The organism is Mycoplasmopsis agalactiae 14628, from assembly GCF_000266865.1.
GTDB lineage: Bacteria > Bacillota_I > Bacilli_A > Mycoplasmatales > Metamycoplasmataceae > Mycoplasmopsis > Mycoplasmopsis agalactiae_A.
In genome coordinates this window covers 375236-390930 of sequence record NZ_AJPR01000011.1, presented here as the reverse complement: position 1 = coordinate 390930, position 15695 = coordinate 375236, and the positions used below count along the sequence as shown (strand labels likewise).

Sequence of the window (15695 nt, the reverse complement as noted above, 5' to 3'; positions counted from 1 at the left end):
TTATCCTTTAAGTCCTAGTAATATTAAAATTATTCCAACAAGAGCCACTATAGCTGAAACTGAAATTGAAATACCAAAGGCACCTTTAATTGCTTTATTTAATTTGTTTTTATACTTAAGTGTAAATATTAAGACATTAGTTAGTGATAGAATTAGTCCTATTATTAATAGTGTGCCACCAAGAGCATAATATGCTCTTTTAACACTGCTTTTACTACTTTTTATTTTGTTTATAGCTTTAGTATAGCTATCTTGTAATTTTTTAAACTCTTCAGACTTTTCATTAGGTACTGCTGGTTCTAAAAAGTCTCTTAAAAATTCAATGTTTTCTCTTACATCAGCCACGTTAGCTGTATATTCATCAAATCATTTGCTATATTGAAAACTTTTAGCTCAGTTGTTAGCTGATGCTCTTAGTTTTAGTAGTGAATCATTTAATAAATTAAATGTGTTATCTAATACTTTAAAGTCTAATTTAAAAGCTTTAAACTTACTTATTATTTTTGCTCTAGTTTCTTTATGATTTGCTATTTCTTTTAAATCACTTTCAACTACTGAAAGTGCATTAACTAATGAATTTCAAAATGGCTGATTGTTTAATTCAGAAGCACTTAGCGCTTGAATTAATTCATTGATTACAATTTCACTAGAATTAGCAACAATATTTTTGTAATCATCATCATTTTTTGGAGTGTCAATTTTTTCAGCATACTTAACAATAGTATTGTTTCATAGCTCAACAAATTTTTGGTCAGTAACTATCTTAGTAGCGGTATTAACCATACCAAAAAGAGATAATTGCAATTCATTATGAGCTAGCTTTGCATAATCAATTTTTTCATCTAGCATCAGTGCTTTATATAGCTGTGTAAATTTTGCACTCAAGGTTTCTGATTGTTTTTGGAATAAAAACATATATCTTGGATCTGAACTAAAGTTATTTTTTTGAATGTTGTATGTTCTAAAGCTACTTTTCTTAGCTGTATCAGTTATTTTAACAGTTGCAACACCAGAATTATCTACATCATTAACAGTGTATTTAAATCTTGTATTTATAGGGTTATTGAAGAAAAATATTTTTTCTTTATCAGTATCGCTAGAGTTTCTAAGCAAGTTAGCTAAAGCATTAGTTGAACTGCTTGAATATCTATAATTAGCATATGGTTCTAAATATAATAATGTTTCTGACTGATCAAAAGGATTAGCTGTCTCATTATTTGTAGGTGGCTTGCCAGGAACTAAAGGCTTATTATTAATATCAGGCAAGTTAGGTGGATTAACTTTAGGTGAAGGCTGAGTTTCATCTATTACTTTAAACTCTTGATTTTGCTTTAAGTCAAAATCAACAAATTTAGGCTTAATGCTTTTTACAATGTAATCATCTCAGCTTTGGCTATTTTGTGGATGTTTAACTGTAAAACCTTCTTTAGCATCAAATTTAGCATCTTCTAAAAAGATATCTTTACCAAATTTTGGAATTTCCTTAGGATTATAAACCATTTCCAAAATTGATTTATTTAAGTCTTGAGTATATTTATTTAAAGCAGCTTCAAATTGTGGATTTGAGGCAATGTTTTCTTCTTCACCTGATTTAGTTATGCTGTCTTTATTATTGGTTTCAATAACTTTAGAATAGTCACGGTCAGATTCTTTACCAATTTTTATATCCTTATATTCTTTACCATTATAAGTTACAGTACCAACGTCATATTTTTTGTCTTTAGAAATAACAAACGGGAAAGTTACTGGAAGTCCTAATTTGGCATAGTCTTCAACACTATTTAAAGAACTCTTTTTTTCCTTAAAAAGCTTATTTAAAGCCTTTAAGTACACTTGCTTCTCTAATTTTTCTAAATAAGTTTCTTTGCTTTCTTTGTTTTCTTCTTGCGGTTTTGATAAGTCAATTTTCTTAAGTTCAGCTTCTGTAAAATTAATAACTTTTTCAACCGCTTCTTTTAATGCTGCATCAACAGCCTTTTTAGCTTTATCAGCAAAAGAGCTAAATTGAGGGCTTACTCCTTTTCCTCGAGATGATGAACTGCCTGCACCGCTTGAACCATTTGCACCATTGTTAGAGCTTCCAGAATTATTGCCTGTGCTAGATCCTGAATTTCCATTGCCATTACTCTCAGTGCCATCTAAACGCTTGTCTAAATTTCCTCTAGCACTTACAGAAGCTAAAGCAACAGGAGCAGTAAGTGCTGGGCTAATTGTTTTAGCAAATAGAAGTATCTTTTTAATCTTCATAAAGCTCCTCTTCCTTTAACTTATGTATATTTTTCATCTTTAGAATATATTTTTCTTCTTTTAATTTATTGAACTCTAATAATTGATCAATGCTCATTCCTAATTGTTGCATAGCTTCTAAGGCAACAACTTTTTTGTTTACTTCTTTATATTGTTCGCTATATTGTTTTTTGACTTTTGTCTCTATAAAAAAGGCTAATTGTGAAAATGTGTAAATACTAATTGTATTATTTGAAACTGTAATATTTGTATTTTTTGCAAATATATATTTACTAATATTAGTGTTTAAATCAACTATTTTAAGCAAGATAATTTCATAGCCCAAAATTGAATTATCAACTAACTGAACTCAGTCCCCTTCTTCATCAGCATTAAAATAAACTAATGCATTATTGAAAACTGCTTCTTTATTTCCTATAAAGTTGATAACAACATTAAAACCCTTTTGACTCATTAGTTATTACCCTCTCTAGAAAGAAATTTTTTATTGTTGCTAGTTAGTAAAACAATTTCTTCGATTTCGTTTTCACGTTTGATTCTAATTATTTTCTTGCCTATTTTCTTCATTTCTTCATCAATTTCATTGATGATTTTGTTAGTTGAAACTAAACCAATTTTTGACTTATAAAATGATGATTCAACTAAAAGAGATTGCACTGAGTTTTCTATAAATGAATTTATTTGACTGCTAATGTATTGGTCAATATTTGGGAAAATTTTAAAATTCCTAATATTAACATCTTCTGATTCATAACTTGATTCACTCAAAATGTCTATATTAAACTCATTTACAGGCAAAATGGTAAAATTGCCGTTTATGTTTTTGTTTGAATTTATTACAAAGTGTAATGATTCATAATTCTCTTGAGCAAATAAAAATTTAATAATTTGGCATAGTCTTCATGATAAATCTGAATAAATATCTGAATTATCAATTTCATAGATAATATTTAAATTATTAGACTTACAAAATTCTTGTGCTCTTTTACCTATTGTGATAAAGTCAGCACTAACTTTTTTAGTGTTACTTAAAATGTTATTTTCATATCTTGAATATGAATCGGTTGCATATTTTTGCTCTTCAGTTAAATAAATTCATAATTCTTTAGGTTTAATGAATAAATTTCTTATTTTTTTAATAATTGCTAGTGACTTAAATGGATAATCATCTTTTGAAACTAGCAAGCTTTTAAATGAGTATTCATTTCTTAAGGCTAAAATCATATTTTTATTATGTCTAGCATTTTTTACATAAAATGAAAGTAGTCTATTTTGCTTCATTATGTCAATAAGCAAAATATTTTTATCATTATTAACCTTTTGCTCAATTCTTTTTAGATTGTCTAACTTATTTTCTAACTTTTTTAAATCCATTATTCACCTCTGAATAATGCACTTTTTGCATCAAAAAGAACTTTAAGTGATTTGGTGTTTTTAGACCTAAAAACAATGATATTGGGAAATAATTCAACATATTTATCAGCTAAAATCAAGCTGTTTACTAACTTGTTATAAAAGTTTAGTAACTTATTAAATTTTTCATCATTAGCACTTTTGAAGTTAAATGCTTCAGTATTTGAATCTTCATCAGCTTTTAACACAGGCACTAAGGCATCAGCACTAAATTTAAGATTAACATTAAAGCTAATTACAAACTTTTCTAAAACAATGTCATATTTTTTAGCTAATGCTTCATCAAACATTTTACCAAATTTAACATACTCATCAGAGCTAAAGCCAAGATTGCACTCTAGCAACACTTGCGCCATTAATTTGTTGTAATTAACAAAAAAATTACTTGCTTTAGCTTCTTCATATTGGTTATAAATATTAAACATTAAATTGTTTTCATTTTTATGCGTTTTCATAGCTTCTCTTTTCTATAACTTCTTGATTAAGCACTGAAGTTTTTTTAATTACTAATATTAATTGAGTAAGTGAGTATGTTAAATAAATCATTTGGAATAAGACAATAACAATTGAAATTACTTGAGCTACTGACAAGTTAGTACTTAGTATGATTAAACTTTTATTATTTTCAGCCAAAAGTACTTGATTAAAGCCAAATACTAAAATTAAGATGAATAATAAAATGGTGTTTAGACTAATTGCAAGTGAGTTTGATATTGCACTAAGCTTGCTTTTTCTAAAGTAGAAGTAGAAAATAATTAATGATGATAAAGCAGTAAGCAATAAATTAATTAAGGCAATTGTTGGTTGCTTATTAATAAAGTTAGCAATCATATAGCTTATTCAAATAACTCACTGAAATAGCGCCATAATTGTGGTTTTAATTAATATGCTGTTAAGCTTAATTTTTCTTACAAATAGTAAGGCAATAAAACTTGATGCAGCTATTACATTAAATATTCCAAAAAGAATATTTAAATATTGCAATGATTCAGCTTGGCCAAATAATTCATGTGTTGGTGGGTATTTTAAGCTAAATAAGCTAAGTAATCAAATTGCTGAGGCTAAGATGCCAACTAGGTAAAGTTGTAATCTGTCTTTAAAAATTTGCGATCTTACTTGTTTATAAGCTAGTGATCATATTGAGTAAATTTTAAGCCCTATTAACAGTAAGCCAATAACTAGTGACATTAAAATGACAATAATGAAATTAAGCACGCTTTTGACTTTAAATAACTTAAAGGCAGCGTTATAAAAAGCATTATAAGGAATGTTTTGATTTCTTTCATTAAATAAAGCAAACATTCTTACAAAAGTATTTGGAGCACCTGTATATGTGTATGCTCAAGCAAAAAAGACTGCTATTGTAATTGCTGTAAGCAAGATTCTTGAAGCTATATCAATTAATAAAGGTGTTTTGCTTGAGTATATAACAGGTTCAGTTTTCTTCTTGGTTTTAAAGTTAAATAATGTAAATGAAATGTCAGCAAGCAAGTATATAACTATAACAAATAGTACATAAACTAGCTTTTTAACATCAATTATATGCAAGGTAAAAAATAATAGAAATCCAGTTAGTGACAAAGCTCAGTAGAGGCTAAATCATAGTGCATATATTTTTATGCGCTCTTTATTTTTATTGATATTTAAATAAGCTTTTAATAGTCCATAAAAGTATATAAATCCAAAAAGGCATAGTCTAAAGATGAATATTCAGTTAGCATCTAAAGTGGTAAGAACTGAAAAGTCAAATATAAAATGGTAAGAGCCAATTATTTTTTTACTAAATAATCCATAAGGCATTAAAAATAGTAAGCATAGCATTGAAATAAAGAAATATGACAAAAGCAATGATTTATATAGTGAAGCAATAAAACTTTTTCTTTGTTTATTTGCTAAACTTTGGCTATCATCATAAATTCTTTTTTCTTCAATATTAATGGATTTTGAATGCATTTTGCTCCTTTACTAATATTTTTTATTTTGCTAATAAAGCTGTTTTATAGGATTATTTGGCTTGATTGTTATTGAATTTGAACGCTTCAGGAATGTTGTTTTCTTCTAAGCCCTTATCAAATAATTTAGTCTTAAAATTACCATTCATTGACTTATACTTTTCTTGTAATGCTTGCCTATATGAATTTTTTTGTTCTTTACCACCACCATAAATTAAGTCATATTGTGGAAGGTTGTATTTTCCAAAAAGCTTATTGTAATCTTTACCAGGAGATCTGAATATAGCTGCTAAACCAGTTTTTGCGCTGTCATTTGATGCATGATATACTGCAATTAATTCATTGTTTTTGTTTCTAACACTAGAACCAGATGCACCACCATTAGGAGCATAGAATCTAGGCATTAAGTGAAGTCCATAATTGACGTATCTCTTTGTTTTACTATCACTTTTGTCAGTTATTGAATAAAACTCACCACCAATTGTAGGAGCGGCTAGAAAGCCATCTGTTAGTCCAGGTTTATCAGTAAAAGTCCTATATCCTATTTGATATGATAATCTGCCACCATTATTAACTGAATATTCAGGAAAAGCAGGTTGCTGTCCTTCTGGTGTAGCTAGTTGTTTGTATCATTTATGATCACCATTTACTCACAGTGAATAGTTTTCCTTAGAAACTTTAATAGCATCTTCATCTATGTATCTATCTAAATAAAAGTCTTTATCAGCACGAGGATAGCCTAAAATGAATAAACCTTCCTTACTATTTCATTTTTCGATATCTTCTTTATTTTTATCATCAATTGCTAATGGGACATCGATTTCATCATAGCTATCTAAATATGATTTTGATTTGAATTTAACATGGTTCTTTGTGTCAGTTTGATAATTATTTGTAATTAATTTTATAAGTTCTTCCTTATTACCTTTTTGTGGTATAGTGTTGCCTATATCTCTGTTTTCACTTCATATAATTACTTCTGAAGGATTTAACTTTTCAAAGTCAATTTCAATAACTGCAAAGTCTATGTATTCTTCTGCATCTTTGTACTCTTCTTTTTGGCTATTATCAATGTAATCTCTAGGACTTGTATTCATAAAATCAACAGCATCAAAAACATTGCTTATCATATCTTTTGGGTTAGTAAAACTAAACTTTTTAAAGTTTGGATCCAAGTCATTGAATTTGAAAGTTGAATGAACACCAACATTTTCATCGACTCTAGAAAGAGAAAATCCTGTTAAGTCGTGTTCTTTTAAGACTTTTGCAACGTGCGAGTTAGTACCAAAATAGAACTTTGTAGCAGTTTTATTATTTTCTGGAAGCTGGTAGTCCATAATTCAGATAGTTCCTGAAACTCTATCTCCAAATTCTCCAGTTTTTTTCTTGTCTTCTATTTTTTGTTTTTCTTCATTCTGTCATTTAAGCAACTCGGTTTTTGTTCATGAAGAATATTTATTTTTTTCTTCTTCATACCTCTTTTTTTCTTCTTCAATTTCTTTTTTATGAGCCTCATCTAAACCTTTTTTAGCTTCGTCTGAAAGTGATGCTCATTTTTTTTCTATTTCTCTAAGAGCAAACTCATGATTGCCAGTTAATATTTGTATTTGGCTATCTAAATATTGTCTTATTTGTTCATCAGATTTATCAGTGAAAAACTTAATATTCTTCTCAATTTCAGCTAACTCCCTTTTGAAATCTTTTTTGAAATTAAATGTGATTTGGTAAGTTTGCTTTGCAATTGTTTGGTAAGTTTTATTAGGAATTGTTCTAGCAAGTCCATTTGTCTTAGGCAATTCTCTACCTAAAGTATCAATATGTGAAGCTGATTTACCTACTTCATTATTAAAGATTTTAAGACCGCTTACTTGGCCATCAGTACTATAAACAGGGAGAGAAAATCCTTTTGCTGCAGCATTATCATAGCTATCGAAACCAACAGTTTTAGCTAAATCATCAAATTTTTTCTTTTGTTCAGCAGTTGTTTTTTCAAGCCCACGTTTTGCTAATATATCACCGCCACCTCATCAGCTTTTAATGCTATCCACATAAAGCTTATTGTCATAATCAAAACGTTCTTTTTGATTTCAGCCTAAATAAGTTTTGAAACCACCAGCGCCTTTAAGAGCATCATTTGGATCTCTTTGAAGTACTCCTGAATGGTGTAAACCATTATTTGACTTTAGTCCTGTAACCCTAAATGCTTTTTCTGCTGTTTCATTTGTTTTTTTGTTTTTAAAATTAATAAAAACATTTAATTCACCTTTAGCATTAGAGATAATAATTGGCAACTGTTTTTCAGTTGTAGCATTAACTACATTAGCATCAATGATATCAGCATACTTTTCATTAACAACAGCGCTTAAGTTATGTGAATTATCTTCAATTTGTGAAGGTAATAATTCGCTTAGTGGTCTACCACCATCTGAGCCAAAAACTAGTTTAACTAATTGTGAATAGTCACTAGTTTGGGCTATCAATTTTTGAAACTCTTCACTGCTTAAGTCTTGAACTCTTGCTACAGCTTGTGAATTATTCTGGTTTGTGTTGCACTGGGCAGCAACAACTACTGAAGCAGGAGTTAGTATGCTTGCAGAAGTAATTAATAAAATCTTTTTGTTTTTATTCATAGTATGTTTCTCACTGTTTTATAGGTAAATTAGGTATATTGCAATCCACTATCTTCTTCAACACTGTAGCCTAAACCAGCTAGCTGTTGTTTTAATGCAGTAGCATTAGACTCAACCTTGATTGACTTATTTCCTGATTTAAGTGAATCACTATAAGCATAGAATTTACGAAGGTTTTCTATGGCGTTGCCGTCTAGCGTTGTAGATCCATCTTTTAGCTTAATCTTGATTGATTTTGTTCCGCTTCCATTACTAAAGAAAATTTTAGGTGGTTCAGGTTCGCCAATTGCTAAGTTTTCTAGTCCAGCAGCACTTAATTCATCTGAAGAGATTTCAAATGAATCGCTTGAGTTAGCTAAAGTAAGTCTTTTAATTTTTCTAGAACCATTATTAGGCTTTTCAACATCATGGAATACTAAGCCTTTTAGTGATTTGATGTTTGGCACTCTTGAAAAGTCTAAACCAGTTGGATAACTATTTCCGCCTTCAGCAGTATCAGGTTCAAGTCCTGAACCGTGTCTTCCTTGGAAAAATGGTTCATTGTTTCTTACAAAATAAACCATTCTTAGGCCGTTGTTGATTCTTTCATAGTTGCCATCACCTGTATAATCCTCAGCATCAAAAGCAACTGTATCAAATGAAATTCTTGTTGCTATAGGTGTATTAGGTGGATACTGTGCACTAACGTTGTAATCATTTGTGTTAATTCATTCAACCTTGTTTAATGATCAAGGATTAAATGATCATGAATCTAATAATGAATTACCCATTGTAAATAATGATAATTCTTTAATGTTTTTGTCTTTAAGAGCAATTAAGCTAGAAGTGTTTGTAGCTTGTGCTGAGAAGAATAATTCTAATTGTGGTAATTTATCTGGCAGAGCTTTAAGTATGTCTTTAAACTCTTGGGTAGGGCTAGTTACTCCCATGTTGAAAATTCTGTATGAAGTTATTTCTTTGTTATTTGCTTTGAATTTTTCAATTAACTCTTTTATTTTGCCATATCCAGAAGAATTGGCAGCATCTATTTCAACCACAATGCCGCTATTTTTCTTACTTCCATCATTAACAGGGTTTTTTCTAGTTAATTCAAAAACTTTTATGCCATCACTTGGTTGGATGTTGTAAGAATCTTTATAATCTTGAGTCTTATCTTTTTTATCTCATCCAGGAAATGTTCCTGAAACAATAGAATCCGATGAACGAAGATATCATTCATCATAGTCAAATGCTCTTCTAGTTGAATTATCTCTAGATAGTCTAGAAGTTACTGTGTTATATTGATCAGGCACATCTCAACCTAATGAATCGATTTCACCATCAGCATTAATAATTGCATTTCTTGGATCAATAGCCAATCCTTGCTTAAGATAATTTAATGACTTTTGAGATATTTTTGTAAACTTACTTTTATCTAAGTTAATAATAATTCATAAATATTTTTGATTTGGGGTTTTGAAGAATCCTGATTTAACATGGTTTTCATATTCTTCACGTTTGCCATCTTTTAGAAAATCTCTAAATTTCCCCGAATCAATTAACTGCTTATAACGATGTATTTGTTCGCCTCATGTGCCTGGATTTTGCTTAACTAAAACATCTTCGGCTTTAGCTAGCCCTTCATATGTTCCTATTATGTCAGCAATTTTAAATAAATTATTACTAAATAAACCAATCCCTTGTCCTTTATCGCCATCTCCTAAAGCATTTTCAATAACTTTCTTCTCTAAATCTTCGGTTACTTCAATGCCTAGTAACTTAGACACAGTCACATTTTGGTAAGGATTAGGATTAGTTATTCCGCTTGCTTTATCCCTTTCAGACACAGGTCTATCAGGACGGGCTAAAACTTTTGCATTAACTTCAACACCAAAAATTCTAACTTTTTCGGTTCTTTCTACTAACGCAGAAATATCAGGCTTATAGTTTTTAATTTCAGGAGTAATTCTAGGAGGTTCTGGAGTAGCAGCTGGTTCAGCTGGCTTAGCTTCTTCTACTTTAGAAGGAGTAATTGTTTCTTCTGGTTTAATTTCAATTTTAGGAGTAATAATAGGTTCTATATCTTCAGGTTTTTCTAAAACTTTTGGCTGCTTTGATAACTCTTTAATGTTTTTATCAGTAATTGAATTAACTGTTCTTGAGTAATCAACATTGCTTGAAGGATGAAGCAGTGAATCGCTTTCATTTGAGAATAATAATTTGCTTAAATTATTGTCACTAGCAGCGTTATAAATTAAGGCACCAGAAGAGACAGAAGCCACTATTCCAGCTGAAAGAGAAATTAGCAAAATTCTGCTCTTTTTCTTTTTGAAAATACTCATATTACTCCTAAATTATTATTTTAAAAACTTAATTAACTTAACTAAAAACCCTATAAAAAGGGAATACAGAAATAAGTCTAAAGGGAAAGTGTTTTTTTAAAAGCACAAATAAATTTTTTTGTTATAAATGTGGAAAATTTGTGGAAAAGCTTAAATAAATAGTGTTTTTGTAAACTTCATTACTTAAATTTTTTAAGCAAAATTTCTATGTGTAAGTTATGCCATCAATGCCAACTTCAACGGTAAAACCAGAGCCTTGTAACTGGCTAATAAGATCACTTGCTCCTTCAGGAACAACAATTTTTTTATTTGCTTTAAGTGTGTCATTTAATTGGAAAAATTTGTTTAAGTTTGTAAGTCCATCTGAGCTTAATTTGTCTTTAGAACTAATTTTTATTTTGTTAGTAGATTCACCATTACTAAATAAAATTTTAGGTCTATCAGAATCACCAGGAACTGGCTCCATTATATGATGGAAGCTTGCTTTATCTAGCTCATCACCTGATATTTCAAAGGTATCTGAACTATTAAATAATGTCAGTCTCTTAATTTTTCTAGCTTTATTATTTGGATTTTGAGTATCATGGAACTCTAAACCTCTAAGTGATTTAATATTTGGCACTCTAGAAAAATCTAAGCCTAATGGATAACTATTATCCCCTTCAGCATGATCAGGATTTAGCCCTGGGCCAAAGCTACCTTGAAAAGCTCTTTCATTATTTCTAGCATAATAAACAAGTCTTAAACCATCATTAATTCTTTCGAAGTTATTCTCTGTTTTATAGTCTTCTTGGTCAAAAGCTATAGTGTCAAAAGTTATTCTAGTTGCTAATGGCTTGTTTCTGCCATATTCATAACTTACATTGTAATCATTAGTATTTATTCAAGCAGTGTTTTTAAAAGCTCATGGGTTAAATGATCATTTTTGCAATAATGAATTACCTAATGTATAAAGTGAAAGTTCTTTAATTTTTTTATTTTCTAAAGCAATTAAACTACTTGTATTAGTAGCATTAGCTGAGAAGAATAATTCTAATTGTGGTAAGTCATCAGGTAAGGCAGCTAAAATTTCCTTAAATTTTTGAGCTGGATCTGCTTCGCCCATATTTTTAATACGGTATGAAGTAATTTTTTTGCCAGCTTTTTTAAGATCTTCTATTAACTTTTTGGTTTTAGCATAACCATCAAGATTTTTAGCATCAATATTAACTACATAGCCTTCATTAATTTGGCCATTCTCTTCCTTGATTTTTTCAATTCTTTCCAATTTATGTACTGTTATGCCATCACCTTCTGAAACTCCATATGAACTAAACTCACTAGTTGCATCAGTTTTCTTTCAGCCAGGATAATTACCTTCTTCAGTATCATCAGGCGAACGTCAAAAGTATGAATTATAGCCAAAAACTCTTTTTAAGCTATTGTCTCTAGAATATCTAGAAGTTACAGTATTAAATTCAGGAGATGGTGATCAAGCATGGGCGTCAATTTCACCATTAGCATTAATTTTTGCATTTCTTGGGCTCACTACTAATCCTTCATTTAAATACTTATCAGATGTAGAAGCTAATTTTGTGAATTTGGATTTGTCTAGATTAGAAATTAGTCAAATATATCTTTGATTTGGAGTCTTAAAGCCACCTTGTTTTTCTACAATATCTTTATATTCAACATCCTTTCCAGTCTTTAAAAATTTAACAACATTTTCTGAATCAAGAAGTTCTTTATAACGGAATAAATTGCTTTCTCATATTTGACTATTTTGTTTTAACACGCCTTCAGCAACTTCCAATGAATCTTTATCAACATTGATTAAGTCATCAATGACTTTGAAAAATGTGCCATCAAAAAGTCCATCACCTTCACCACTAGTTAAAGCTTTATTGACTGTGCTTGTCCTTAATTCATCAGTTACTTCAACTGACACTAATTTATTCACTATAGTGCTTTGATAAGGATCTCTGTTTGCTATTCCTTTTTGTTTATCATAGTCAGTTACTTTTCTATCTGGGGTAACTTCGACTATTGCGAAAACTTCTACACCATTAAGATTTATTTTTCTTCTTTCAGTAGTTGGACTAGCAATTATAGGTTGTGATTCAACTGGCTTCGGTGTTTCTTTAGGTGGCTCAGCAGTTGATGATTCTTCTGCTTTAGGTGTTTTTATAATAATTGGTTCGGTTTTAGGCTCTTCAACCTTTACTGGTTCATTAACTTTTTCAGTTATGTTTTTGTCTCTAATTGAATCATTTGTGTGCTTTACATTGTTGCTATTAGCTAGTTCTGAATCAAAGGAATCAAATGAAAAAATAGATTTTGCTAAATTAAAATCTGAAGAAGCTTTATAAATAGCAACTCCTGCTGAAACTGAAATAATTCCGCCTGATAAAAGCGAAAACATTAATATTCTGTTTTTCTTAGTTTTCAAAATCTTCATTTTTCTCTCCTTATTTTTGATTTTATTAAAAGCTAAAAGCATTATAAAACAGTCATTTTGGTTATTTTGTGTGTGATTTTATCTGCTTGTGGTTGATGATGATGTTGATTCATTAAACTTAAATTCTTCTGGAATTTGATCCTTGCTAAATCCACTTTTGAATAAGTTGGTTTTGTGCTCTTTTCCATTTTTAGGATATCTTTTCTCTAGTGCATCCCTATAAGAATTCTTTTGGCCAGCAGCCCCACCATAAATTAAGTCATATGCAGGTAATTTATATTCACCAAAAAGGCCTTGATAATCATAACCATATGATCTAAATGCTGCTGCTAAACCTGTTTTAGCTGAATTATTTGCAGTATGGAATACAGCTATTAATTCATTCTTTTTGTTTCTTACACTAGAACCAGAAGCTCCACCTGAAGGAACATATGATCTAGGCATTATGTGCAAGCCATAATTAAAATATTGCTTACCATTAATTGAATATAGATCATTTCCAGTTCTGCTTGCTGCAATAAATCCATCGGTTAAGCCTGGTTTATCAGTAAATGAACGATAGCCAATTTCATAAGAAAGAAACTCTCCTCTCTCTAAGTTTTCTTTTGAATGATTAGAAGGAGCACCTTCTTGAGCAGCTACATTTTTATAATATTTATCATCAGCATTAATTCACATTGAGAAGTTAGTTTTAACTTCTTTTTGCTGATCCTCATCAATATAGTTTTCTAGGAAATAGTCACCAGTTGAAGAAGGATAGCCAAGAATGTATAAGCTATCTAAATTATTAAATTTCTTAACTTCATCAGCTTTTTTAGTGTCAAGAATTATAGGTCTGTCAATTTTGCTATAGTCTTTAAGATATGAATCTGCTCTGAATTTAACGTGTTTGTCAGTTTTAGATTGATAATTGTTAGTAATTAATTTAACTATGTCTTCAGTGCTTTTACTTGAATAAGTAGAAGTAAGATTTTTTCTGTTAGATATTGCGCTGAAATTATCATTTTTATTTTTAAGGATTTTCTCAAAGTCAATTTCAATAACTGCAAAATCCATAAATTCTTCAACGCCCTTGAACTTTTCTTTTTGTGATGATTCTAAGAATTCAGATGGCTTACTGTCTAAAAAGTCGGTTGCCTGGAAAATAACATTTATTGCATCTTTGTCAACATTATCAAAAAGGAATCTTGTAAATCTATCGTCTAAGTCATTTAATCTAAAATGTGAGCCAACACCAACATTTTCATTCATTCTTGACATAGAAAACTTAGTAGTTTTATCAGTTAAGCCTTTTGCTACGTGAGAGTTAGTTCCGAAGTAGAACTTTGTAGCGCCTTTTCCATTCTCAGGCATCATAAAATCCATTATTCACATTGTTCCTGAAACTGATGAATATGTTCTTCCTTCACTTTTTAATTGCTTATAGTTTTCTATGTGCTTTTCAATTTCCTTTTTTAATTCTTCATTGGTTATGTTTTCAAGTCTACTATTTTCTTTTTGAAAATCATCCTCAAGCTTCTTTCTTCTTTCTTGAAAACTTTTTTCTAACCCTTTTAGCGCTTCAGCGCTAAGGCTTTTTCTTTCTAACTCTAATTGGTAAACATCAGTTTCATAATTAGCTTTAAGATTAGCCCTGTCTTTTGCTGTAAATGAATTTATTTGATCTCTGTTCCAACTTGTGATCTGATTTTTTAAATTTTCAGCTTGCTTGATTTCCTCATCAAAATCTTTTAATGTTGTAAATGAAACTTGGAAAGTTTGTTCAGCAATAGTTTTGTAAGTTTCATTCAACAATGTTCTAGCTAAACCACTTGATCTATAAATGTTTCTGCCAATTGTATCGATAGGTGACGGGCCTTTTGACATTTCTGGAGCATCATAAACTTTCAAACTTGCTTTGCCGTTTTCATAAACTGGAACAGTAAAGCCTTTTAATGCAGCATTTTCATAAGAATCAAAATTGACTAATTTGGCTGTTTCATTGAACTTTTTGATTTGTTCATCAGTTGTTGTTAAACCTCTAAAACTCTTAAAATCCACTTGCTTACCTGTGCCACGACTTAACATACCTTTAAGCTGGTTTACATATTCATTATTATCTTTTTTAAATCTTTCAGCTTGTGTCTTTTTATGATAATCAAGATACCCTTGTTGTCCGCCAACAGCAGCAAGTGGATCACCTGATAATCTGCCATTATGATCAGCTCCAACAGGGTTATTTGCTAAGTTTTTAAGAGTAAAGTTTTTATAAATTTCTTTACTTGTGCTTTTGTTTGTAAAACCTACATAAACACTAACTTCACCTTTAATATTAGAAATATTTCTATGAGCATCTTTTTCAGTTGATGCTCCCTGAACTTTAACAATAATGCTTTCTGAATATTTATCTTTAACACTAATTTTTAAGCTTCCAGGATTTTCTTCAATTTCAGTTGGTAATGTTTTATCTAAAGATTTGCCTGGCCCAAAGTTTGAATTAAAAGATAATGATGCAAGATCATTTAAATCGTTTGTTTCATTAACTAATTTTTCAAATTCGCTATCGCTAAGTAAAGTTATTTTCTTCTCATCTTTAGAATCCTTTTTTGAATCATTAGTACACTTAGCAGCAATTAATAATGCTGGCAAAAGTGATGAAGATGAGCATAATAGCAAAGTTTTCTTTAGTTTTTTCATAAATTAATTTCCTTTTAAA

At 29.8% G+C, this 15695-nt stretch carries 9 protein-coding genes; all 9 read right to left on the bottom strand.

The window, feature by feature from the left end:
* The 9 genes from MAGB_RS03720 to mip (MAGB_RS03680) all read right to left on the bottom strand — a co-directional run bounded on the left by MAGB_RS03720 (window position 1) and on the right by mip (MAGB_RS03680) (window position 15676).
* Entirely contained in the window at window positions 1-2247 is a 2247-nt protein-coding gene (locus tag MAGB_RS03720; RefSeq protein WP_004024448.1) for an MSC_0620 family F1-like ATPase-associated subunit, read from the bottom strand.
* Window positions 2237-2701, bottom strand: a complete 465-nt coding sequence (locus MAGB_RS03715; protein WP_004024447.1) for an MSC_0621 family F1-like ATPase epsilon subunit — start codon at window positions 2699-2701, stop codon at window positions 2237-2239. Before MAGB_RS03715 ends, MAGB_RS03720 begins: the two co-directional genes overlap by 11 nt.
* A complete protein-coding gene (locus MAGB_RS03710; protein WP_004024446.1) occupies window positions 2701-3621 on the bottom strand; it encodes an MSC_0622 family F1-like ATPase gamma subunit in 921 nt (306 codons plus the stop codon). Before MAGB_RS03710 ends, MAGB_RS03715 begins: the two co-directional genes overlap by 1 nt.
* Window positions 3621-4115: a DUF2714 domain-containing protein gene (locus tag MAGB_RS03705; protein WP_004024445.1), complete on the bottom strand. Its 495-nt coding sequence runs from the start codon at window positions 4113-4115 to the stop codon at window positions 3621-3623. The genes MAGB_RS03710 and MAGB_RS03705 overlap by 1 nt, the downstream gene beginning before the upstream one ends.
* Window positions 4102-5613 carry an MSC_0624 family F1-like ATPase-associated membrane protein gene (locus tag MAGB_RS03700; protein ID WP_004024444.1) on the bottom strand — a complete coding sequence of 504 codons (1512 nt, stop codon included), beginning with the start codon at window positions 5611-5613 and terminating at the stop codon, window positions 4102-4104. Before MAGB_RS03700 ends, MAGB_RS03705 begins: the two co-directional genes overlap by 14 nt.
* Before the next feature lie 52 nt (window positions 5614-5665).
* Complete coding sequence (mip, locus tag MAGB_RS03695; protein WP_004024443.1) at window positions 5666-8242, bottom strand: Ig-specific serine endopeptidase MIP; 2577 nt, start codon at window positions 8240-8242, stop codon at window positions 5666-5668.
* 29 nt (window positions 8243-8271) lie between these two features.
* Window positions 8272-10563: a putative immunoglobulin-blocking virulence protein gene (locus tag MAGB_RS03690; protein ID WP_004024442.1), complete on the bottom strand. Its 2292-nt coding sequence runs from the start codon at window positions 10561-10563 to the stop codon at window positions 8272-8274.
* 205 nt (window positions 10564-10768) lie between these two features.
* Window positions 10769-13000, bottom strand: a complete 2232-nt coding sequence (locus MAGB_RS03685; RefSeq protein WP_004024441.1) for a putative immunoglobulin-blocking virulence protein — start codon at window positions 12998-13000, stop codon at window positions 10769-10771.
* Between the two features lie 78 nt (window positions 13001-13078).
* Entirely contained in the window at window positions 13079-15676 is a 2598-nt protein-coding gene (gene mip / locus MAGB_RS03680) for an Ig-specific serine endopeptidase MIP (RefSeq protein ID WP_004024440.1), read from the bottom strand.
* Between the last annotated feature and the right edge of the window lie 19 nt (window positions 15677-15695).